Annotated in this window: 19 protein-coding genes; 10 read left to right on the plus strand and 9 right to left on the minus strand. The window is 44.0% G+C overall.

Going from position 1 to position 19394, the window contains the following annotated elements; translation table 11 throughout:
* Positions 1-111: 111 nt before the first annotated feature.
* Positions 112-2193, minus strand: a complete 2082-nt coding sequence (locus tag A1QO_RS16155; protein ID WP_017041526.1) for an ATP-binding protein — start codon at positions 2191-2193, stop codon at positions 112-114.
* 152 nt (positions 2194-2345) lie between these two features.
* Between A1QO_RS16155 and A1QO_RS16160 the strand changes: the two genes are divergently transcribed.
* From A1QO_RS16160 to A1QO_RS16180, 5 genes are all read left to right on the plus strand, one after another.
* Positions 2346-3698, plus strand: coding sequence for a sigma-54-dependent transcriptional regulator (locus A1QO_RS16160; RefSeq protein ID WP_017034318.1), 1353 nt, complete (start codon positions 2346-2348; stop codon positions 3696-3698).
* Positions 3699-4087: 389 nt separating this feature from the next.
* The gene (locus A1QO_RS16165; RefSeq protein ID WP_017034317.1) at positions 4088-5095 is read left to right on the plus strand and encodes a TAXI family TRAP transporter solute-binding subunit; all 1008 of its coding nucleotides are present in this window, start codon (positions 4088-4090) and stop codon (positions 5093-5095) included.
* Between the two features lie 92 nt (positions 5096-5187).
* Positions 5188-7326 (plus strand): TRAP transporter permease, encoded by a 2139-nt coding sequence (locus tag A1QO_RS16170; RefSeq protein WP_017041527.1) that lies wholly within the window; start codon positions 5188-5190, stop codon positions 7324-7326.
* A gap of 3 nt (positions 7327-7329) precedes the next feature.
* Positions 7330-8547: an L-2-hydroxyglutarate oxidase gene (lhgO, locus tag A1QO_RS16175; RefSeq protein WP_026027077.1), complete on the plus strand. Its 1218-nt coding sequence runs from the start codon at positions 7330-7332 to the stop codon at positions 8545-8547.
* A 211-nt stretch (positions 8548-8758) separates the two neighbouring features.
* Complete coding sequence (locus A1QO_RS16180) at positions 8759-9232, plus strand: NYN domain-containing protein (RefSeq protein WP_017038287.1); 474 nt, start codon at positions 8759-8761, stop codon at positions 9230-9232.
* Positions 9233-9261: 29 nt separating this feature from the next.
* Here the strand turns inward: A1QO_RS16180 and A1QO_RS16185 are convergent, their stop codons facing one another.
* Positions 9262-9480, minus strand: coding sequence for a DUF2986 domain-containing protein (locus tag A1QO_RS16185; protein WP_017039745.1), 219 nt, complete (start codon positions 9478-9480; stop codon positions 9262-9264).
* 89 nt (positions 9481-9569) lie between these two features.
* Between A1QO_RS16185 and A1QO_RS20125 the strand changes: the two genes are divergently transcribed.
* Positions 9570-9950, plus strand: coding sequence for a nitrous oxide-stimulated promoter family protein (locus A1QO_RS20125; protein ID WP_084818952.1), 381 nt, complete (start codon positions 9570-9572; stop codon positions 9948-9950).
* A 78-nt stretch (positions 9951-10028) separates the two neighbouring features.
* Complete coding sequence (locus A1QO_RS16190; RefSeq protein ID WP_017035188.1) at positions 10029-11126, plus strand: ketoacyl-ACP synthase III; 1098 nt, start codon at positions 10029-10031, stop codon at positions 11124-11126.
* A gap of 80 nt (positions 11127-11206) precedes the next feature.
* Here the strand turns inward: A1QO_RS16190 and A1QO_RS16195 are convergent, their stop codons facing one another.
* The 3 genes from A1QO_RS16195 to arfB all read right to left on the minus strand — a co-directional run bounded on the left by A1QO_RS16195 (position 11207) and on the right by arfB (position 14767).
* Positions 11207-12181 carry an endonuclease/exonuclease/phosphatase family protein gene (locus A1QO_RS16195; RefSeq protein ID WP_017040403.1) on the minus strand — a complete coding sequence of 325 codons (975 nt, stop codon included), beginning with the start codon at positions 12179-12181 and terminating at the stop codon, positions 11207-11209.
* Positions 12182-12418: 237 nt separating this feature from the next.
* Positions 12419-14191 carry a methyl-accepting chemotaxis protein gene (locus A1QO_RS16200; protein ID WP_017040404.1) on the minus strand — a complete coding sequence of 591 codons (1773 nt, stop codon included), beginning with the start codon at positions 14189-14191 and terminating at the stop codon, positions 12419-12421.
* Between the two features lie 162 nt (positions 14192-14353).
* Positions 14354-14767 carry an alternative ribosome rescue aminoacyl-tRNA hydrolase ArfB gene (arfB, locus tag A1QO_RS16205; protein WP_017040405.1) on the minus strand — a complete coding sequence of 138 codons (414 nt, stop codon included), beginning with the start codon at positions 14765-14767 and terminating at the stop codon, positions 14354-14356.
* Between the two features lie 52 nt (positions 14768-14819).
* Between arfB and A1QO_RS16210 the strand changes: the two genes are divergently transcribed.
* Positions 14820-15422: a beta-phosphoglucomutase family hydrolase gene (locus tag A1QO_RS16210; RefSeq protein ID WP_017040406.1), complete on the plus strand. Its 603-nt coding sequence runs from the start codon at positions 14820-14822 to the stop codon at positions 15420-15422.
* 85 nt (positions 15423-15507) lie between these two features.
* Here the strand turns inward: A1QO_RS16210 and A1QO_RS16215 are convergent, their stop codons facing one another.
* Together A1QO_RS16215 and A1QO_RS16220 are read right to left on the minus strand one after the other, a co-directional pair.
* Complete coding sequence (locus A1QO_RS16215) at positions 15508-15981, minus strand: FKBP-type peptidyl-prolyl cis-trans isomerase (protein WP_017038293.1); 474 nt, start codon at positions 15979-15981, stop codon at positions 15508-15510.
* Positions 15982-15991: 10 nt separating this feature from the next.
* Positions 15992-16615 (minus strand): thioredoxin domain-containing protein, encoded by a 624-nt coding sequence (locus A1QO_RS16220; protein ID WP_017040407.1) that lies wholly within the window; start codon positions 16613-16615, stop codon positions 15992-15994.
* A gap of 209 nt (positions 16616-16824) precedes the next feature.
* Here A1QO_RS16220 and A1QO_RS16225 point away from each other — a divergent pair, with 209 nt between their 5' ends.
* Positions 16825-17442 (plus strand): OmpA family protein, encoded by a 618-nt coding sequence (locus A1QO_RS16225; protein ID WP_026026666.1) that lies wholly within the window; start codon positions 16825-16827, stop codon positions 17440-17442.
* Positions 17443-17551: 109 nt separating this feature from the next.
* Here the strand turns inward: A1QO_RS16225 and A1QO_RS16230 are convergent, their stop codons facing one another.
* Positions 17552-18511 carry a hypothetical protein gene (locus A1QO_RS16230; RefSeq protein WP_017040408.1) on the minus strand — a complete coding sequence of 320 codons (960 nt, stop codon included), beginning with the start codon at positions 18509-18511 and terminating at the stop codon, positions 17552-17554.
* A 150-nt stretch (positions 18512-18661) separates the two neighbouring features.
* On the opposite strand from A1QO_RS16230, the gene A1QO_RS16235 reads away from it, so the two are divergent.
* Positions 18662-19126, plus strand: a complete 465-nt coding sequence (locus A1QO_RS16235; protein WP_017035179.1) for an Lrp/AsnC family transcriptional regulator — start codon at positions 18662-18664, stop codon at positions 19124-19126.
* Between the two features lie 111 nt (positions 19127-19237).
* Here A1QO_RS16235 and A1QO_RS20780 read toward each other — a convergent pair.
* On the minus strand, positions 19238-19394 hold a 157-nt coding region (locus A1QO_RS20780), incomplete at its 5' end, for a transketolase-like TK C-terminal-containing protein (protein ID WP_017041530.1).

Here is a 19394-nt window from a genome sequence, read left to right on the forward strand (position 1 = left end):
ATTAAGCCCAATCAGAAATGATTGGGCTTTTTTTATGTTTCGAAATCGCTCTGTTAGCTCAATGGTCTATTTCTCTCATTCGTTTACGAGCATTGAATGAACCCGATCACGTCACTGGAGCCCTGCGTGGTATTTTTGAAATTCAAGATGGAAAGACATACCGCCATTGTGGTTGGGTTCCGCTGAAATTTTCCCCTTCATATCTCGCATGCTGTTCATTGAAATAGAAAGGCCTAAACCTAACCCATCGCCAATTTTCTTTGTGGTGTGAAAGGGTTCAAAAATATAGGCAAGTTCATCGCTACTGACACCACATCCGTTGTCTATGAGTGAAAGAAAAACACGGTCATTTTCGCTGTGTGCATTAATAAGAAGCTGAGAGTTGATAGTGCCTTTCATCGCATCACAAGCATTCACCACCAGATTACCGATGACTTGCCTAACTCGTTGATCTTCGCCTAATACGGTCGTGACATCCGCTGAAATTCGAATTCGGACGTCGATAGATTTCAGCCTATCCTGGTAAATTCGTAAGGTCTCTTCCAGTACCGTAAGCAGCGGGATTTCTTGCAGCTGTTCAGGGCGGTTGAAGGCAAACGATTTAAGCTGAGTGGTCATTTTCGCCATTCGATCGATGAGACTGTGCACCAATTTATTGTTGGCTTTGAGCAGTTGTGTCTCACCACGCTCCATGAGTAAATCATTACTGGTTAATAGCGTTCTAAGCCCGGTAAGCGGCTGGTTAAGTTCATGGGTTATGGCGCTCGACATCCGACCTAAAGCGGCCATTTTACTGATCTCTATGAGTTCCTTTTGTGCCGACTTTAACTCTTCGGTGCGTTGTTCCACTCTCTCTCGTAGGTCATTGTTGACATTTTTTAGCGCAATTTCTGCTTTCTTACGCTTGCTGATGTCAATCACTGTAACTAAGTAATGATCGAGGCTGTGCCAGCGCAAGCTTGTAATAGAGAACAGAACCGGAAAAACGCTACCGTCGCTCCGCCGTGCCATGGTTTCTGCGCTGTTTATCTCGGCAAGATCGTGATGTTGGCTTAAGTTTTGAAGCAGTGGAAGTATCGTAGAATCACCGCGGCTGGTTTCAAACAGCTTCCATGCCGCGAGATTGGTGACCATAGAATTTGAAAGATTAAAGTAACGCATGGCCATGGGATTGATATCGGAAACCACGCCCTTCTCGGTTAATAACAATATGCCGACCTGAGTTTTGTTTATCATTTGAGTCAAGCGTTCTTGAGAGCTCTCTATGAGCTTTTGTATACGAAGTTGACTTAGATGCTTTTGGTGGCGTAAACGCCCAATCACAAAAAGAAGGATGAAAAACAAACAACATCCCACGGCTGACCAACTGATCCAAGAGACGGTGTGTTCTACTGCTTTTAATGGAGTGAGGTAAGTCAGCTTCCACTGTAGGTCATCGAGAGTGACGGATTGGATCATGTACTTCTCACCAAACGCCTTTACACGGGTAATCGATGTCCCATTATAGAGTTGGTCATGGATGAGCAGATCAGAAAGGTCACTTAACTGATTGAGTTTGAGCACATCTAATTCACGGCTACTGGATAAGAAAAAGGCATGACTTCGATCCTGAAAGAAGATGATTTCATTGTCCGCAAACCATTGCTCAGTGAGGAAACTGAGATCGACTTGCACCACTGCAATGCCGACGAGTTCAAAGTTACTTTGAATTGGGGCAGCCAAAAAGTAGTGAGGGGTTGTATCGGTAACCTGAGTGATAATGGTTAGGCTATCGGGATCGTATTTGACTTGAGTAGAGATGAATGTGGCTTTTGATGCATCAAGAGCAAGATCAGACAGACTGGATATTAGCACTTCTCCATCATCAGAGAGTATATACCAGCCCTTAGTATTGGCTGCTTTATCCAGTTGAATAAGTTGTGCTTTCAGTTCTGCTTCCAGCTGTTCTTCAAGATGAGTTTCTCCTTCAAGAAAGGTCAACACTCCGGGCTCATTGGTGATTAAAAAAGGCAGATGAGAAAACCGTCTCAATGCATGCCTAATCTCACCAACGTAATCCAACAGTCTTTGTTCGATATTGCTTTGCGCTTGAGAAAGCAGCCATTGTGTCGCGATGAAGCGCCCGGATCCCAAGCTGATGTACATCAACAGCATCACCATTAAGGTTAAACCGAGTTTTCGTCTAAGTGACATGCCTATGCCTTATAATTCGTCCTGCCACTTAGATAACTATATGCCCCTCATATGTTAAAGGTTTGTTGTTAAGAACTGGGAGCTAGCTCCTTTTATACATTAGAAATATTCCCTACCGTAGAGAGATACAGAACGGATTTGAGACGGCTTAAATGAATCAAGAAATAATCGCAGAAATCGCACTGGTTGAAGACGATGATATCGTTCGACGTGCGACATGCCAATGGTTGGAACTCGCAGGTTACTCGGTGCAGGCATTTGAATCAGCCCAGGACGCACTCAGTGCAATCGAAATAACCGATTTTAAAGCGATTATCACCGATGTAAGGTTGCCTGACATGAGTGGCCTTGAGTTGCTGTCCACACTCATTGAAAATCAAAACCAAACGCCCGTCATATTAGTCACAGGCCATGGTGATGTTGATATGGCAGTGAACGCCTTACAGCTTGGCGCCTATGACTTCATTGAAAAACCGTTTCATCCAGAGCGCTTGTCTAACACGGTCAATGAAGCGGTAGAGAAGTATCAAGCTCAATGTGAAAAGACAGGACGAGCGTCATATTTAAACAACCTCACAGGCATAGAGAAGGTGTTAATAGGGCGCAGTAAGGTGATTCGTGAGCTTCGTACTCAGGTTGCTAAAATAGCGGCGATTGATACCAATGTGATCATTTACGGTGAAACTGGCTGTGGTAAAGAGTTGGTCGCGAGTTGTCTACATAATGAAAGTTCAAGAAAGGATCATCATCTTGTCGCGTTGAATTGCGGTGCGATTCCTGAGCACCTGTTTGAAAGTGAACTGTTCGGCCACGAGGCTGGGGCGTTTACTGGTGCTGTTAAGCGACGAATCGGCAAACTAGAATACGCAGACAAAGGGACTCTGTTTCTTGATGAAATAGAAAGTATGCCACTCGCTATGCAGGTCAAAGTTCTAAGGTCACTGCAAGATCATGTTATAGAGCGAGTAGGAAGCAACACTCAATTGAATGTCGACCTCCGAGTTATCGCGGCCGCGAAAGAGGACTTGCTGGGGCATGAACAATTTCGGCCGGATTTGTTCTACCGACTGAATGTTGCTCAATTGTATCTACCTCCTTTGAGAGAGCGTGAAGATGACGCATTGGTGCTGTTTGAGTACTTTACTCGCGAAGCCAATAAAGAGACTCGTAACATGAGTGATGCCGATGCAAAGGCGTTACTCGCGTATTCCTGGCCAGGTAACGTAAGAGAGCTTAGAAACGTTGCTATCCGATTTGCATTGGATGAGAGCATGTCAGTGGGGGAGATTTTATCGTGTCGCCCTAATGCTCAAATAGAGCAAAGTAGTGTCGGTCTTCCACTCGCCATACAAATGGAAACATTTGAACGACAAATCATTTTAGACGCACTTACACGCTGTAACGGCTGTATTTCTGATGTGATGAAAGCGTTGGATCTACCAAGAAGAACCTTGAATCAAAAAATGCAGAAATACTCGTTAAATCGGTCGGATTACACAGCATAAATAGTCTGCAAAGCGTTGTGATCAGGATGCAATATCTGCTCACAGCAAGACATTGAGTATATATTTTTAGTGGTTAATGGATTTCCAGCAGCCCGTAACCGCGATAGGCAAGAATTTGCTCATTGTTTATTTAACCAAATATTAACATCGATCACAATTTTCGTCATGGTGTGATGGGTGTTACGTTAAATATCGGTTTATATAGGATTGCTATAAGCGAAATCTTGCTTACAACTGAGACTCCCGATAAGCAAGATTTTGCTCATTTCACTGCTGATTACAACTAAAGTATAATAAAAACAAATGCTTATTTTCTGGCATCGTACTTGCTATAGGTATGTTAAATGTTAACGAAATGATAACGTGAAACATCACATGGAGAGTAAAAGATGAAAATGAATAAGTTGATGAAAACTTTGATCGTTGGTGCCGCTTCACTCGGCTTTGCGGTTAATGTTGCCGCTGCCGATCAGCGCAGTTACATACTGGCGACCGCTTCAACAGGCGGTACTTATTACCCAGTAGGTGTTGCACTGGCGACGCTAAGCAAAATCAAACTTACCCAAAAGCATCAGTTTTCGCTGTCTGCGATCAGTTCAGCTGGATCGGGCGAGAACGTGAAGCTTCTTAATGAAAACGAAGCTCAATTTGCCATTCTACAGGGTCTTTACGGCGCATGGGCTTGGGGTGGAGAAGGTCCATATAAAGAGCGTCAAGACAAATTACGCTCTGTGTCGATGCTATGGCAAAACGTGGAGCACTTGATTGTTCGTTCTGAATTTGTTGAAACTGGGACAGTGAGTGACCTAGCAAATCTGAAGGGTGAGAAGTTTTCTATTGGTAAAAAGAATTCGGGTACTGAAAATTCAGGACGCCAGATCATGAAAGGGTTATCGGTGGATCCAGACCAATTCAGCTTGGCCTACATGGGTTATGGCGGCAGCGCCAGTGCCTTACAAAATGGGACCATAGATGGCATGAATACACCCGCAGGTGTTCCCGTTGGAGCGGTGACTCAAGCGTTTGCAGCGCTGGGTAAAGATATTCAAATTCTTTCATTTACTGATGAACAGATTAAACAGGCGAATGGACAATACAGTTTGTGGACGAAGTATGAAATCCCTGCGAACACCTACCCTGGTATCGATAAGCCGATCACCACCATTGCGCAACCCAACTTCCTAGCGGTACGTGAAGACATTTCGGAAGAAGATGTGTATCAACTGACTAAGGCGATCTATGAAAATCTTGCATTCCTTCAAGGTATTCATAAAGCGACAAAGGCGATGGCGATAGAAAAAGCGATTTCTGGTTTGCCAGTACCGCTTCATCCTGGTGCGGCGCGTTTCTATAAAGAAATGGGCGTTAATATCCCATCTGAGCTTATTTTAAACTAGCCCACACTCGTCTAACCCCAACTCGCTCTCTTGACGGCATAGTTAAAAGAGCGAGTCATTTTATTGCCAATTGAGACTTGTTAGAGGTCAGCATGAGCAACGAAGTAGAACAAGAACTTCAAAAGTATGAATTACCAACTCGAACCGATTTTCCCTGGGTAACCAGCGCCATTACGGGTTTGGGTGTCGTTCTATCACTTTTGCATATTTGGTTTAACACCTTTTCAACGCTTCCAGAACTTTGGGTGTCAGCCACACACTTTGCAGGGTTCGCTGTGATATGCGCTTTGTGGTATCCCGCTCATGTTTCTTTGAAAAGCAGTCAGTTAGCGTTAGTGGTTGATGTTGTTATCGCCTTGGGTGCATTCGCCTGTTTACTGTACATTCCGTACGCGGAAGACGCCTTGTATCAACGAGGTGTAAAGTTTGTAGCCAGCGACTGGTTCTTTGCCATTTTGGCGATCAGTATCGTTATTGAACTTATACGACGAACCATGGGTTGGTTCATCCCGATTTTGATTCTAGTGTGTTTGAGCTATGTAGTTCTATGGGGGCAATGGGCCTCTGGGATATTCCACTTTCCGGGCCTCAGTATGGAAACCTTGCTGTATCGAAGTTTCTATTCATCGGAAGGAATGTTTGGGTCTATTTCTCGTATTAGCTGGTCATTTGTTTTCATGTTCATTCTCTTTGGCGCCTTTTTGGTTCGCTCAGGCGTGGGCGATTACATCATCAATGTTGCTCGCGCTGCCGCTGGCAAAGTCATTGGTGGTCCAGGGTTTATTGCGGTGATTGGGTCAGGCCTTATGGGTTCGGTATCGGGCTCTAGCGTGGCTAATACCGTATCGACAGGTGTGATTAGTATTCCTCTGATGAAAAAAGCAGGTTTTCCATCTCGCTTTGCTGCCGGTGTCGAAGCCGCAGCCTCAACCGGTGGGCAATTAATGCCTCCAGTTATGGGGGCGGGTGCGTTTATTATGGCCTCTTATACTCAGATCCCATACGTTGATATCATTGCGGTGTCTTTTGTTCCTGCTCTGATTTACTTCTTGTCGGTGGCATTTTTTGTACGTATTGAAGCAAAACGTAGCGGAGTGCAGAAAATCAGCACCAGTGAGGTTTCCCTTACTCGAGTCCTTTTATCCGGTTGGCACAACCTCATTCCATTAGTGGTACTGGTGACTTTATTAGTCCAAGGATTTACCCCAACCTATGCTGCGGGTATCTCTATCGTGTCGGTTATCGTGTCATCTTGGTTCTCTAAAAATCATAAAATGGGTCCTAAAGCGATCGTAGAAGCCTTGTCTCAAGGGGCAAAAAATATGGCCACGACAGCGGTGTTGTTGGTGGGCATTGGCCTTGTGATTAACGTGATTAGTACCACGGGTATTGGTAACACATTCTCTCTTATGATTAACGAGTGGGCTAACGGTAGCTTACTGATGATGCTAGTGTTGATTGCTTTGGCGTCATTGATTCTTGGCATGGGTTTACCCGTAACGGCGGCCTATATCGTATTGGGTACGTTGTCTGCACCAGCGCTGTATAAGTTGATCGCAGAAAGCCAGTTATTGGACCTCATGATTTCAGGTAATTTACCGGAACAAGCAAAAGCGATATTCATGTTAGCCGCGCCAGAAAAACTCACATTATTGAATGCACCAATGGCGTTAGAAACGGCGAAAGAAATGCTCGCATTAGTCCCTGCTGATTTTGTTGAAACATTACTTGAGCAGAGTTTGGGTATTGAAGCCGTCGGCTTAGCGTTGTTAGCGGCTCACCTAATTATCTTTTGGTTGTCTCAAGACAGTAATGTGACTCCGCCAGTCTGTTTAACGGCATTTGCAGCGGCCACCATTGCTAAAACACCACCGATGAGAACGGGTCTGACGGCTTGGAAAATAGCGAAAGGTCTCTACTTAGTGCCTTTATTGATCGCCTACACCAGCTTAGTCAGCTGGAATGTCGCGAGCGTGCTAACTGTCGGTTTCTTCGCGATTATCGGCACCTATGCGTTCATTGGCGCGATAGAAGGCTATCTTGAAGGTGAACTGAACTGGATGTTAAGAGCTGTTCTGGTGATCGTCGGTATCGTTCTAGTCTGGGCTGACATTTCTCTATGGATTCGCCTAGTGGCCTGTGGACTATTTATCGCAATCTTTGTTCACAGTGGGCGGTTGTATGACAAGCAACAACTTAGCTCAATGACTCCTAACCAGAAGGCCGTTTAAGTGATGGGCAAAGAATACGATTATCTTGTTGTGGGCGGTGGCATTGTCGGCGTTTCCACAGCATGGCAACTCAAAAGTCGTTTCCCAAACAAATCCATCTTGTTGATTGAGAAAGAAAGTGGTTGGGCGAAGCATCAAACGGGGCACAATAGTGGTGTCATTCATGCGGGTGTCTATTACGCCCCCGGCAGTTTGAAAGCAGAGTTTTGTAAAAAAGGCGAACAGCAGACCAAGGCATTCTGCGCTAAGCATGATATCAAGGTTGAAAACTGTGGGAAGTTACTGGTCGCGACTTCTGCACTAGAGCTTGATCGTATGATGGATTTGTATGCACGTTGTAAAACCAATCAGATCGATGTGGAATTGCTCGATAAAAATCAACTGAGCGAAGCTGAACCTAACATTGTTGGGTTAGGTGCCATCTTAGTGAAATCAACCAGCATCGTTGATTACCGACAAGTAACCCAAAAGATGGTGGAGCAATTCATTGCTCTCGGAGGAGAAGTCAGCCTTAAAACCGAAGTGATAGGTGCGCATGAATCGACGTCTCATATTCAGCTTGATACCCGTTTAGATGGTATTAACACTTCGTTTGTCGGCAAGTTTTTGGTGACGTGCAGTGGTTTAATGGCCGACAGAATGACGAAGATGCTTAACATTGCTGGCGACTTTCAAATCATTCCTTACCGCGGAGAGTATTATCAGCTCGCCCCAAAACACAATAACGTAGTAAACCATCTGATTTATCCAATGCCTGACCCTGATTTGCCTTTTTTAGGTGTCCATTTAACCCGCATGATTGATGGTTCGGTGACGGTTGGGCCAAATGCGGTTCAAGGTTGGAAGCGAGAAGGGTATGGCAGCATTAACTTTAGCTTTAAAGATACCGTGCAAATGCTGGGCTATTCAGGGTTTTGGAAGGTCACGAAAAAGAACCTAAGAACCGGTTTGAAGGAGTGGAAAAACTCGTTTTGGAAGCCGGGTTACCTTAAATTAGTGAACAAATACTGCCCAGCAATTGAACTCGATGACTTGCAGGCTTATCCTGCGGGAGTGAGAGCACAGGCTGTATTATCTGACGGAACACTGGTCCATGATTTCTTATTTGCAAACAGTATAAGAAGTTTGCATGTCTGTAACGCGCCTTCCCCTGCGGCTACCTCTGCGATTCCCATTGGCGAATACATTTGTGACAAAATAGTCGAATCATCGCTCGATTAGTGTTATTGAGTAATACGTTTGGTTACCGTTTGAATCGCTTGCTGATCGCTTAGATACGGAATTCATGAGTGATTCGTTGTCTTTCTTATCTAGAGAACGATGGCGGAGTTGTAAATTTATGGCATGGCGAGCATAGGTAGGCGGTTATGATTTTATTTCAACGAGACAAGGGTATAGAATAAAGACCGTTTTTAAGCCAATCGGATCTTCCATGGAAAATATAGCGGTTTTAGTTGATGTACAAAATGTGTATTACACAACTCGTGATAAATATCGCCGTAACTTCGACTACAACCAGTTTTGGCATGTAGCAACAGCAGGTTGTCACGTTGCTCAAGCGAATGCCTACGCAATCTCAAGTAAAGATCCTAAACAGCGTCAGTTTCATCATATTCTACGAGGTATTGGTTTTAACGTTTGCTTAAAACCTTTCATTCAACGTAAAGATGGCAGTGCGAAAGGGGATTGGGATGTGGGCATTGCCCTCGATGCTTTTGAGCTGGCATCCACCGTAGACAGAGTGATTTTGGTGTCGGGTGATGGAGACTTTTCTATGTTGGTTGATCGAATCAAATCTCGATTTAGTAAGCCTGTTGAAGTGTATGGTGTACCGGGCTTAACATCTCAAGATTTGATTGAATCCGCGAGCAAGTTCATACCAATCGATGACGATCTTCTGCTCTAATCATGATAGCGAATGAAGAAGGCGATGAATTACTGCTGCTCAGCGCTGTCGCTTACCTTATCTGCGCTCAGTTCCTGTTCTGTTTGAACGGATTCTGAGCTTTCTAACGCTTTGTTTGCCTCTTCTGCTTCCATTTTTGCTCTTTCAGCTTTAGAAATATAACGAGGCTTATTGCTCGAGTGCAGTTTGGCATTGTGTTGCTTTTGCTTTTTTTTCAATATTTGATTAATTTTCTTTTTACGATTCATCGATAATGCCATAAGGTGTCATTTGGTGGGGGATAATAGAGTTTTTCAGATGATACGGCAAGTTTCCATTCGGCATTCAGAGAGTCGTTATGACGTTTGAGCACAGCAATCTATTAAACGATTCATTGTTAACTGAGTTTAAAACGGTTCATTCGATGCTGTTAATTTATTGTCGGCATCATCATGGCGCGGCATCGCTTTGTCAGGCATGCCAGGAACTGGCGGACTACGCGGAAACTAAACTTGATCGATGCCCATACGGCCAAGAAAAACCAACGTGTAATCGATGTCCCATTCACTGTTATAAGCCGAAACAAAAGGAGAAAATGCGATTGGTGATGCGTTATTCAGGGCCAAAGATGCTCATACCTCACCCCATACTCGCGATTCGCCACTTAATACACGAAAGAAAAACGGTTCCGGACAAACCGAAGCCTAACGCGTCTAATCGCCACAAGCGACAAAAATAGACGACAAATAAACCGTCAGTAATTTTTAGTACCGATTTATCGTTGTACTTGATGTCATGAATAAACAATAGGTTACGTATGAATAACTTCTATGCAGAAATCACCGGATGGGGAAAGTGCCTACCGCCTTCAGTATTGTCAAACGACGATCTCAGTACCTTTCTTGATACATCCGATGATTGGATCCGCTCTCGTACCGGAATTGCAGAGCGACGTATTAGCCATGTAAACACCTCTGATATGGCAACCGTTGCGGCCAAGCATGCTCTTGCTAGTGCAGGACTTGAAGCCAATGATATCGATGTTGTGATTGTGGCGACATGCTCTCCTGATTCACTGATTCCCAATACCGCGTCCTTGGTCTCTAAAAACTTGGGCATTAAAGCGGCGGCAGCGTTTGACTTAAATGCGGCGTGTACCGGATTTGTGTACGGCTTAGAAACCGCAACGCGTTTGATACAAGCTGGAAATTACCGCCATGCTTTGGTCATTGGTGCTGAGAGACTGTCCTTTTTTATTGACTGGACGAAGCGTGATACCGCTGTTTTATTTGGAGACGGTTCTGGCGCGGTTGTTCTGTCGAAAACAGAAGAGAAAGTGGGCCTGCAACAAGCTCGTATTGGCTGTGATGCGGCGGGTCGCGATATTTTAGCTGTGCCTAAGTTCGGTACTTCGATGGACCGTTTTGCCGCTGATAACGGCTATTGGGATTTCAACTTTATTGGTAAAGATATTTTTAAGCGCGCAGTGAAGGGAATGGGTGCGGCATCGAATGAGGTGCTGAATCATTCACAATTGACCACTGACGACATTGATGTGGTTATTCCACATCAGGCCAACATCCGAATTATTCAAACCTTGTGTGATGTGGCGGGTATTTCTCAAGATAAGGCCTTCGTCAATATTGAACGTTATGGCAACACCTCGGCTGCGACGGTTCCCATTGCGCTTTGTGAAGCGGTAGAACAAGGAAAAGTACAGCCGGGCCATAACCTATTGATGGCCGCGTTTGGAGCGGGCTTAACTTGGGGCGCCGCTCATATTAAATGGGGACAAAGAGTGACCCCACTGGCGAGTAGCGATGCCAGTTTACCTGAAACCGACAAAACGGCGCTTGAGCTGTTAGCGGTTGCTGTGCATTACTGTAAAGAAAAAAGCGAAGCTGCTAGTCTCTAGGTCTTATTTACCTGCCCGTTATAGATAAAAAGTAATGATAAAAGTGAACCTCAGCCAATGAGATTCACTTTTTTTACGCCCTAGTATTTTACGCCGAGTTTTGTGCGTATTGGCAAATGGTCAGAACCCTTTATTTCAGCAATAGATTGTCTCGAGCACAGCGCCCACTGATCAGACTTGAGCCAAGTATGGTCGATAGCAATCATAGAAAAAGCAGGGGTTGAAAACCATTGATTTGCGCTAATCGAATCTGTCCAATTGGGCCATGAAGCGACAGGCAAAGTCGTAAACCCAGGCAATATTTCGTTGAATAATGGTGCTTTCGAAGACAAATTGAAGTCGCCGATAACCAAAGTGTCTGGCGAAGGGGATTGCTCTACAACCGTTTCAATGGTTCGAATCAAGGCGTTGCGACGGTACCACAGCTCTTTTGAGCGTGGTGATGTTGGGTGGGCCGTAACGATTTGAATCGATTGAGTCGGAGTGAGTTGCCATTCCCCATGAATGATATTTTGCGCGTCGGGTGTGTGAAAGACGGTTACCGCTTTTAAAGGATGTTGACTCAATATCAACTGGCTTGATGGGTAGCCAACGGCTGGTTGGCCGCCGTAACGATAAGGATAGATATCATCTAGGGTGTAAAATCGCTCTCCTTGCTCTGGAGAGACCTCTTGCAACACAACCAGATCGGCGGGGTGTTGAATAAGGTAATTCATGAATGCGTTAACGTCTGGGTTGCTGTAATACAAGTTAAACTGCAACAGTTCGATTGGATTATCCGTTCTGCACACTTCACCTTGGTTAACGTGTTTTGGTGTTAGTGAGTAAAACCCTGCACATAGAATGATGGCGACAAGGACGAGTATTTTTTGCCGGCAAACGATGGCATAAACGGTCAATAGAAGGTAATAGACAAGGAACAGAAAAGGATAGGCCAGCAGGTTTTCTAACCACCAATTCATCTTTATTGGGATGAGACTCGTCCAAATGGCGGCGAGAAGAAACACCGGAAAAACGACGAGCAGCCACACAATCCATTTCAAATTCGGTTCCACCCCTATTTTGGTTTTTTAGCTATTGATTTCTTAAGTATTGATTTCTTAAGTATTGATTCCTTAAGTATTGGTCTCTTAACAAATGATTTATTGCCTATTAGTTACATAGCGATGCGTCACGATGATTGATTTAGGTGATTCATTAAGTATGAACCAAAGCGGACACATTATCTGAGTTTATAAAAAAGGAGCCTCAATGAGACTCCTATAGGTAATCAAAACGGGTGGTCCTAGATACTAGGCTTTTGACTCTGTCCTAAATTCAGCCACGGCTAAGTCCATATCTCGAGCCTGCTCTGAAACTGTATCAACCTCAGTGAGGCATTGCTGTGCTGACTGCATATTACTGTCTGAAATCGCATTAAGCTCGGTGATGGATTCACTGACCTGGTTCATTACGATACCTTGCTCTTCGATAGCAGAGGCAATACGTTCAGAGTTTGATTGAATGTTATCCATGTCTGTTATGATTTGAGCTAGGCTCTCATCCAGCGTTTGCGATGCGGTTAAGGTTTCTTGCCCCTGATCGTTACATTGGTCAATATTAACGACAACCGTGGACATTTGCTTCTGAATGGCATCAACGACTTTGGTTATCTCTTCAGTGGATTGATGAGTACGGCTAGCCAGCGCGCGAACCTCATCGGCAACCACAGCAAAGCCTCGACCTTGCTCACCAGCACGTGCGGCTTCTATCGCCGCATTCAACGCCAATAGATTCGTTTGCTCAGCAATACCTTGAATGATATGGACAGCACCACCAATTTTCTCTACATGTTCGTTCAGTGAAGAGATCGAAGTCTGGCTTTCACCCAAAATGTTAGAAAGTGAACCGATATTATCCACCGTTGAACTGACCACTTCTCGGCCATGTTTCGCATTCAGTGACGCTTGCTGAACCCCTTCAACGGCAACCGCCGTGCTCTCTGATATTTCATTGATAGTAGCAACCATTTCTTGAACTGCTGTCGCCATCGTGGTTGTGTGATCAGCTTGCGTGTGGAATTGAGTGATGACATTTTCCAATTCATTATGCATTGTACTGGTGGTTTGCGATAGCTGGCCTGCTTTGTCTTGTGTGCCCGAAATCAACACTTCGAGCTTATCAAGAAGGCGATTGAAATAAGTACTGATAGAGACAAGCTCATTGTTACCTTTCAAATCAGCACGCATCGATACATTGTTTGAACGTGCAATTTCCTGAATGACACTCAACAGTTTAGAGACCTGAAGATTGATAGATCGCGAAATCTGGTAGATAAAAATCACAATAAACAGAACCACACCCACTGTTACGCCTTGTTGTACCAGAGTTAACCGATTTTGAAGCTCGGTTACTTCGGTGGCGAGCGTGGAAGAAAACGCTTTAAATTGTTCTTCTACTGTATGAGATAGAGCGCGAGTCTCACCAAGTAAACCGACGTTATATGCCACGCCAATCACTATTTCCTGAGCTAGTAGAGCCTTGGCATCAGCTAAAAAAGCGGAATCGCTTACGGATGAGATCAATGCATCGTCCCATTCGCCAATCAGCAGTTTTTTATCGAATTCCAAAAGACGCACTAAGGTATCGCTATTGACTTGGCTTTTGAGTGTGTCGAGACTGGTATTGTAGCGACCTCTCAACTGCTCAGAGTCTTTCAAGCCTAATTTGCTGTAGGCTTGAACTAAGTTTTGAAAGCCCTTTTGATAGGCAAGAATGTCGGCACGAAGTTTTTCTGTTGAAGCAAAAGAATTCGAGACCAGTAGTGTTGAAAGTTTGGATTCTTTGTCCAAAAAGATCGACATGTTGTCATTAAATTTATCGAGGTACTTGGCGTCTTTGCGGAGCAAGAAGTCCTTCTCGTTTCGTCTTAGATGTAAAAGACGAGTTTCAAGTTGTGAGACGAGCAAGCTCGCTTGATTCAGCTCAAATGTCGTATTGCCAAAATGGGTGGTGGTTCCAACCAAAGCAAGAACACCTACGACGGCAACAACGCCGAGTGAGTACAACTTTTGCTTGATATTCATGTCAATGCCTATGGGTAAATTATTCACGCCGATATAATAATGAATGTAGTCAGGATTTATTCATTGTTCAATTTTTAATATGACATGGATCCAATTAAATATTAGTTAATCAGCAGCTTAGTGTATAAAAATGGTTAGTGTATAAAAATGGAATAAGTACTACTAATGATTAGGCTTTTGTCTCAACGATTTGGTTTGTGACTGAATGTTTTTCCGTTTCAGTCTGCGTTCTTTCGATCCTCTCGTGGGTTTGGTTTGACGCCTTGTTTTTTGGACAACGGTGGCCGCTTGTATGAGTTGTGCAAGCCGATTGAGCGCGTCTTCTCTGTTTTGTTCTTGAGTTCGGTAGGATTGAGCTTTAATTACAATTACACCGTCTTTCGTGATTCTGCTATCAGAGAGTGCCAACAGTCTTTCTTTATAGAAATCAGATAGGGTTGAGCGGTTGATGTCAAAGTGCAAATGAATCGCAGAAGAAACCTTGTTGACGTTTTGTCCACCCGCACCTTGAGCTCTAATTGCTGTTAATTGAATTTCCCAAGCCTGGAGAGTGACACTGTTTGATATTTTGAGCATACTGATTTCTTAACGATTTGGCTGAATAACACCGAAAAACGGGCTAACGAGAATGTACATTGATTTAGAGAAGTATCAAGGTCTTATTTTTGACATGGATGGAACGCTGATTGATACGATGCCAGCACACCTTGATGCTTGGGAAAAAACATCTATCCACTTTGACTTCCCGTTCACCCGAGAGTGGTTAAACAGCCTAGGTGGCATGCCTAGCTATAAAATTGTGGCTGAGATCAATCGAAAACATGGGCTTAATCTCGACGCTTTGAAAATCGCGGCGTACAAAATGGACGCGTTCGCTAATATTCCAGAACAAGGTGATGTGATCTCTTGTACTGTGGAGGTATTGCTCCGATATCATGGTAAAAAGAAGCTCGCTGTGGGTACGGGAAGTCAACGCAAAAGTGCCCTTAGGTTGTTAGATAAAGCCGGGCTTTTGCCTAAGCTGGATTGTGTCGTATCGGCAACCGATGTCGTTAACCACAAACCGGATCCTGACACGTTTTTACTCGCAGCAGAAAACTTAGGGTTAGCGGCAGAACAATGTGTGGTTTTTGAAGATACCGCATTAGGTAAGGCGGCGGCGCATGCGGCTGGAATGGATTGTATTATGGTGGAAAAAGATACGTTGGCTTTTTACCCTGTGATGAAATAGGTAACCGCTGAAACAAACAGAGTAGTAGTGACGAATACAGATAGAAGAGGCGAGTAGGATACTCGGCTCTTCTATCATTTATTGCTTATTGAATTTCCAGTAACTCGACATCGAAAATCAAAACCGATGCAGGAGGAATAGGACCTGTTCCTCCTTTTCCATAACCTAGGTCACTAGGCACGAACAGACGGAACTTGTCGCCTTCCACCATTAACTGAACACCTTCCGTCCAGCCCTTAATCACCTGATTAAGACCAAAAGCGATAGGCTCATTACGTTCGACAGAGCTGTCAAAGACGGTGCCGTCAATAAGGGTTCCATGGTAGTGAACCTTTACTCGGCTTGTCGCCGTAGGGTGTTTTTCGCCTGTTCCTTTTTGAAGCACTTGGTACTGAAGGCCTGTTTCAGTGGTGACGACGCCATCTTTGGTGCTGTTTTCAGAGAGAAACTCTGCCCCTTTTACTTGGTTCACTTCAGCCAGTTTGCCGTTATTCCATGTGCGGTAAATAAAAAACACCGCCAATAAAACGACGGCAATGGGAATGATTAATTTACTCATGATAGTCCTATTATTGTTCTACTAAATAATTGATTGTGTTTGCAATACTTTGAACATCGCTGTGGCCTTGAGTCAAGATGATGTACTTACCACTAACAATGAAGGTCGGCACGGAGTTGATTTGCCCTTTTACCGAGATATCTTGAGAAAACTCTAATAGCTTAAATAACTCTTTTTGCATGTCTTCACCTAAATCATAAGGGCTTATCAGGTTTCTAGATTCGAACGCAGAATCAATCGCTAGCTTGCGATCGGCTAATGTGGCACCTTCACCGAGCTGAACGGCAGCAAACAACTCGTCCATCATGGCGTGATCAGGCGTTGCGTTTAGCTGAAGTTGTGCGCTGTAATAAATCATGGCAGCAATTTGTGCACTTTCATTAAAGGTGACGTGTATTTTTCCAATGCTTTGACCGATAGCCGTTTCAAGTTCTGGGAGGACTGCTTCCATTTTCCGGCAGTGCCCGCAGGTTAGGGAAAACACTTCTGTGACGGGGGCAAGTCCATATTCTGATAGGTTAACCGGTAAATAGGCAAACTGTTTACCTTCAGTCGGTGTTGGGTTTTCTGAGCAGCCAACGAGTGAGAGTATTGCGATAGTAGCGATCACAAACAGCGAAGATAATTTTTTCATAAGGTGGAGCCCAATCTATTTAAGTAACAAGATTCTAACCTTTACAGCGCTCTACGAAAACGAAAATATAAATCTATAGAGCTATTTTTGCTGGTTATTTAGAACGATAACAAGCGAATAAACTTAAGAGATTTATTAAAGTTTGCCATTATTGGTCGATATACTTTAAGGAGCATGAAGCGTTTGAGCAAAGATGAGATGATACCGTTATGAAGTATTTCGCCTTACCGATATTACTGATACTCACTGGATGTGGCACATTACCCTCGGAATTGACCATGATGGGTGATGATATGCTTGATGTCGCACCGAAAAGTGACGTTGACTTACGCTACCCTCAGTGGAACAAAGCCCCGCGATCATCAACAGCGGATGTCCAAGGGCCCATGGGGCAACAGCGCACCACTAGCTATAGTTCGCTGCAAAGCTTTTTGCTGAAACACGGTGTCGACTACGAAGTCTTACCCGGAAATCATGTGATGGTGAAGCTGAAAGATACAATCAAGTTTGAAACAGGATCGGCGAAAGTGTCACCAGATTCTTCTTATTGGCTGGGTATGATGGGCGAGTATCTTGCTAACGACCCTGGTATAGATATCGTCATTGATGGTCATGCAGACAGCACTGGTGCTCCAACGTTCAACGATGGCCTGTCATTAAGACGAGCCAAGCAAGTTAAGCAGACGCTGATTAAAAACAATGTGGCAATGGACTCTATTTTTACACGAGGTTACGGTGAATATGTCCCTGCTTGTAGCAACAAAACCACCGCTGGAAAAGCGTGTAATCGACGAGTTGAAGTTTTGTTTGTTGTGTCTAACAACTGATTAGGAAAGGCGGGACATCGCCCGATACCTTATTCAATCATTTGCCACATGAATCAGGGCGAGAGAAAGCATACTTAAATGCCATGCCTGGCCCGTTCTATTGTTTATGTTAGGAGACGCTGCGATAAAAATACTTCTCACAAGTCTTATCGCTGAATCGTCTAAGCCCCAGTGAGATGAGCGCGACAACCACCACTGAAAATATCAGCCGCCCCCAAAATATGGTGTAGAAGTCCGCGCCAATAAGCATTATTAATAACGTGTCCTCGATTAAACTATGAAGAAGGTTGAGTAGCATGATTGCGGTGAACACATCACGTGCAGCGATATGTCCTCGCTTTGCCTCATTAATAAGTAGCCCGCCACCAAAAGAAAGCCCAAGTGTGACACCAATAATGGTCAAATTGGTGGCTTCTTTACTAATGCCCAGAATGCGCAAAAATGGTCTTAGCATGATTGCCATCAATTTTTCGATACCCAACAGTTTGAGCACTTTAAGCACGAACAGCAGTACGGAAATAACCAAGAAGATGACCACGAAGTTCTCAAGCTGGCTGAGAGCCCATGATAAATGGCCAATGTCAGAGGGTGCACCTGGCTGCCACAGAGAGACGGCGGCCTGAGTATGAAAATCGCCCGCTTGATATGTAAGATTAAGCAACCATGCTAAGAATAGACCGCCTCCAATTCGGATAAAAAGTGTTGCAAATAAACTGACGCCCGCTTTTTTTGCAATCGCCGCTTCAATGGGTAGCGAGTGAGCCAGAAGCATCATGCTTCCAAGAATGGAGACTTGAGCAACCGTTAACTGCATATCTAAATTGATGAAAACAATCAGCCCAGCATAGATATTGGTGAGCATAGTCGTAGCCCAAACAAGGCCCAGTTCTTTAGGTAATCCTACGAATTCCATAATCGGGCTGATCCATGCGCTGAGTATCACAATGCCGCCTAGTTCTTCGATAACTTTAATGGCTATGATAATTGGGATCATTATTTTGAATAGAGTAAAAGTGACGTCAAAGATATCTCTTACAAGCTCTTTGAAAAATATGGCTATAGGCTGCATGACAGTCGTCTCTTAATGCGTTTAATATCCCAATATTTTACACAGTGAAGTGATATAAATATTTTGTATTAATCCTATTTTTATTCTCAAAATTCATTTATTGGGTTAATTTTAGAAACATTAGAAAGGAAATGTCCGAAGTAAGAAATTATGCAAATAGACCGTATTGATAGAAAAATTCTAGCAACCCTTCAAAAAGGAAATAGAATCTCAAACATTGAGCTTGCCGAATTGGTTGGTCTCTCTCCTCCTGCTTGTTTAAAGCGGGTGAAGAGATTAAGGGAAGAGAGCATCATTGTCGGTGACGTTTCAATTATTAATCCAGAACTAGCAGGCAGAACAATGACACTGCTTGTATCAGTAGAAATGGAACGTGATAGAGCTGATATTTACCAAATATTTAGACAATCTATTTTGAAAGCGCCTGAAGTGACTCAGTGTTACCAAATCTCAGGGAGTTACGATTTCATGTTGGTGGTGACTGTCAAAGACATTCAAGCTTATGAGCAGTTCGTTGAGCGGGTACTACATACTGATCTTAATATTCGAAAATTTCACACCTCAGTTTCCCTAAGAACGGTGAAATTCAGTACTGAGATCCAATTAGAGCAATAAGAACAGAGACAAAACCCAAGGTGGTAGCGGTAAACCTTTGAGTATTACTCAATAGGAAAAGCCCCTGTATTAGGCATACAGGGGCTTTAAATAACGAGAAGTCTAGAAAAATTACGCTAGAATCTCTTTCGCTGTGTTTATTACGTTTTCAGTAGTGAAACCAAACATCTTGAATAGTTCGCCTGCTGGTGCAGATTCGCCGAACGTTGTCATGCCGATGATCTTGCCACCGAAGCCTACGTACTTGTACCAGAAGTCAGCGATGCCA

The sequence above is a fragment of the Vibrio genomosp. F10 str. ZF-129 genome (assembly GCF_000287055.2).
In the GTDB taxonomy this organism is placed as follows: domain Bacteria; phylum Pseudomonadota; class Gammaproteobacteria; order Enterobacterales; family Vibrionaceae; genus Vibrio.

Coding starts and splice junctions, on each gene's coding strand:
- A1QO_RS16190 (WP_017035188.1), top strand. CDS start 10,029: ATGAATAACTTCTATGCAGAAATCACCGGATGGGGAAAGTGCCTACCG.
- A1QO_RS20125 (WP_084818952.1), top strand. CDS start 9,570: ATGACGTTTGAGCACAGCAATCTATTAAACGATTCATTGTTAACTGAG.
- A1QO_RS16155 (WP_017041526.1), bottom strand. CDS start 2,193: ATGTCACTTAGACGAAAACTCGGTTTAACCTTAATGGTGATGCTGTTG.
- A1QO_RS16170 (WP_017041527.1), top strand. CDS start 5,188: ATGAGCAACGAAGTAGAACAAGAACTTCAAAAGTATGAATTACCAACT.
- A1QO_RS16180 (WP_017038287.1), top strand. CDS start 8,759: ATGGAAAATATAGCGGTTTTAGTTGATGTACAAAATGTGTATTACACA.
- A1QO_RS16225 (WP_026026666.1), top strand. CDS start 16,825: ATGAAGTATTTCGCCTTACCGATATTACTGATACTCACTGGATGTGGC.
- A1QO_RS16235 (WP_017035179.1), top strand. CDS start 18,662: ATGCAAATAGACCGTATTGATAGAAAAATTCTAGCAACCCTTCAAAAA.
- A1QO_RS16160 (WP_017034318.1), top strand. CDS start 2,346: ATGAATCAAGAAATAATCGCAGAAATCGCACTGGTTGAAGACGATGAT.
- lhgO (WP_026027077.1), top strand. CDS start 7,330: ATGGGCAAAGAATACGATTATCTTGTTGTGGGCGGTGGCATTGTCGGC.
- A1QO_RS16220 (WP_017040407.1), bottom strand. CDS start 16,615: ATGAAAAAATTATCTTCGCTGTTTGTGATCGCTACTATCGCAATACTC.
- A1QO_RS16210 (WP_017040406.1), top strand. CDS start 14,820: ATGTACATTGATTTAGAGAAGTATCAAGGTCTTATTTTTGACATGGAT.
- arfB (WP_017040405.1), bottom strand. CDS start 14,767: ATGCTCAAAATATCAAACAGTGTCACTCTCCAGGCTTGGGAAATTCAA.
- A1QO_RS16200 (WP_017040404.1), bottom strand. CDS start 14,191: ATGAATATCAAGCAAAAGTTGTACTCACTCGGCGTTGTTGCCGTCGTA.
- A1QO_RS16215 (WP_017038293.1), bottom strand. CDS start 15,981: ATGAGTAAATTAATCATTCCCATTGCCGTCGTTTTATTGGCGGTGTTT.
- A1QO_RS16165 (WP_017034317.1), top strand. CDS start 4,088: ATGAAAATGAATAAGTTGATGAAAACTTTGATCGTTGGTGCCGCTTCA.
- A1QO_RS16185 (WP_017039745.1), bottom strand. CDS start 9,480: ATGAATCGTAAAAAGAAAATTAATCAAATATTGAAAAAAAAGCAAAAG.
- A1QO_RS16230 (WP_017040408.1), bottom strand. CDS start 18,511: ATGCAGCCTATAGCCATATTTTTCAAAGAGCTTGTAAGAGATATCTTT.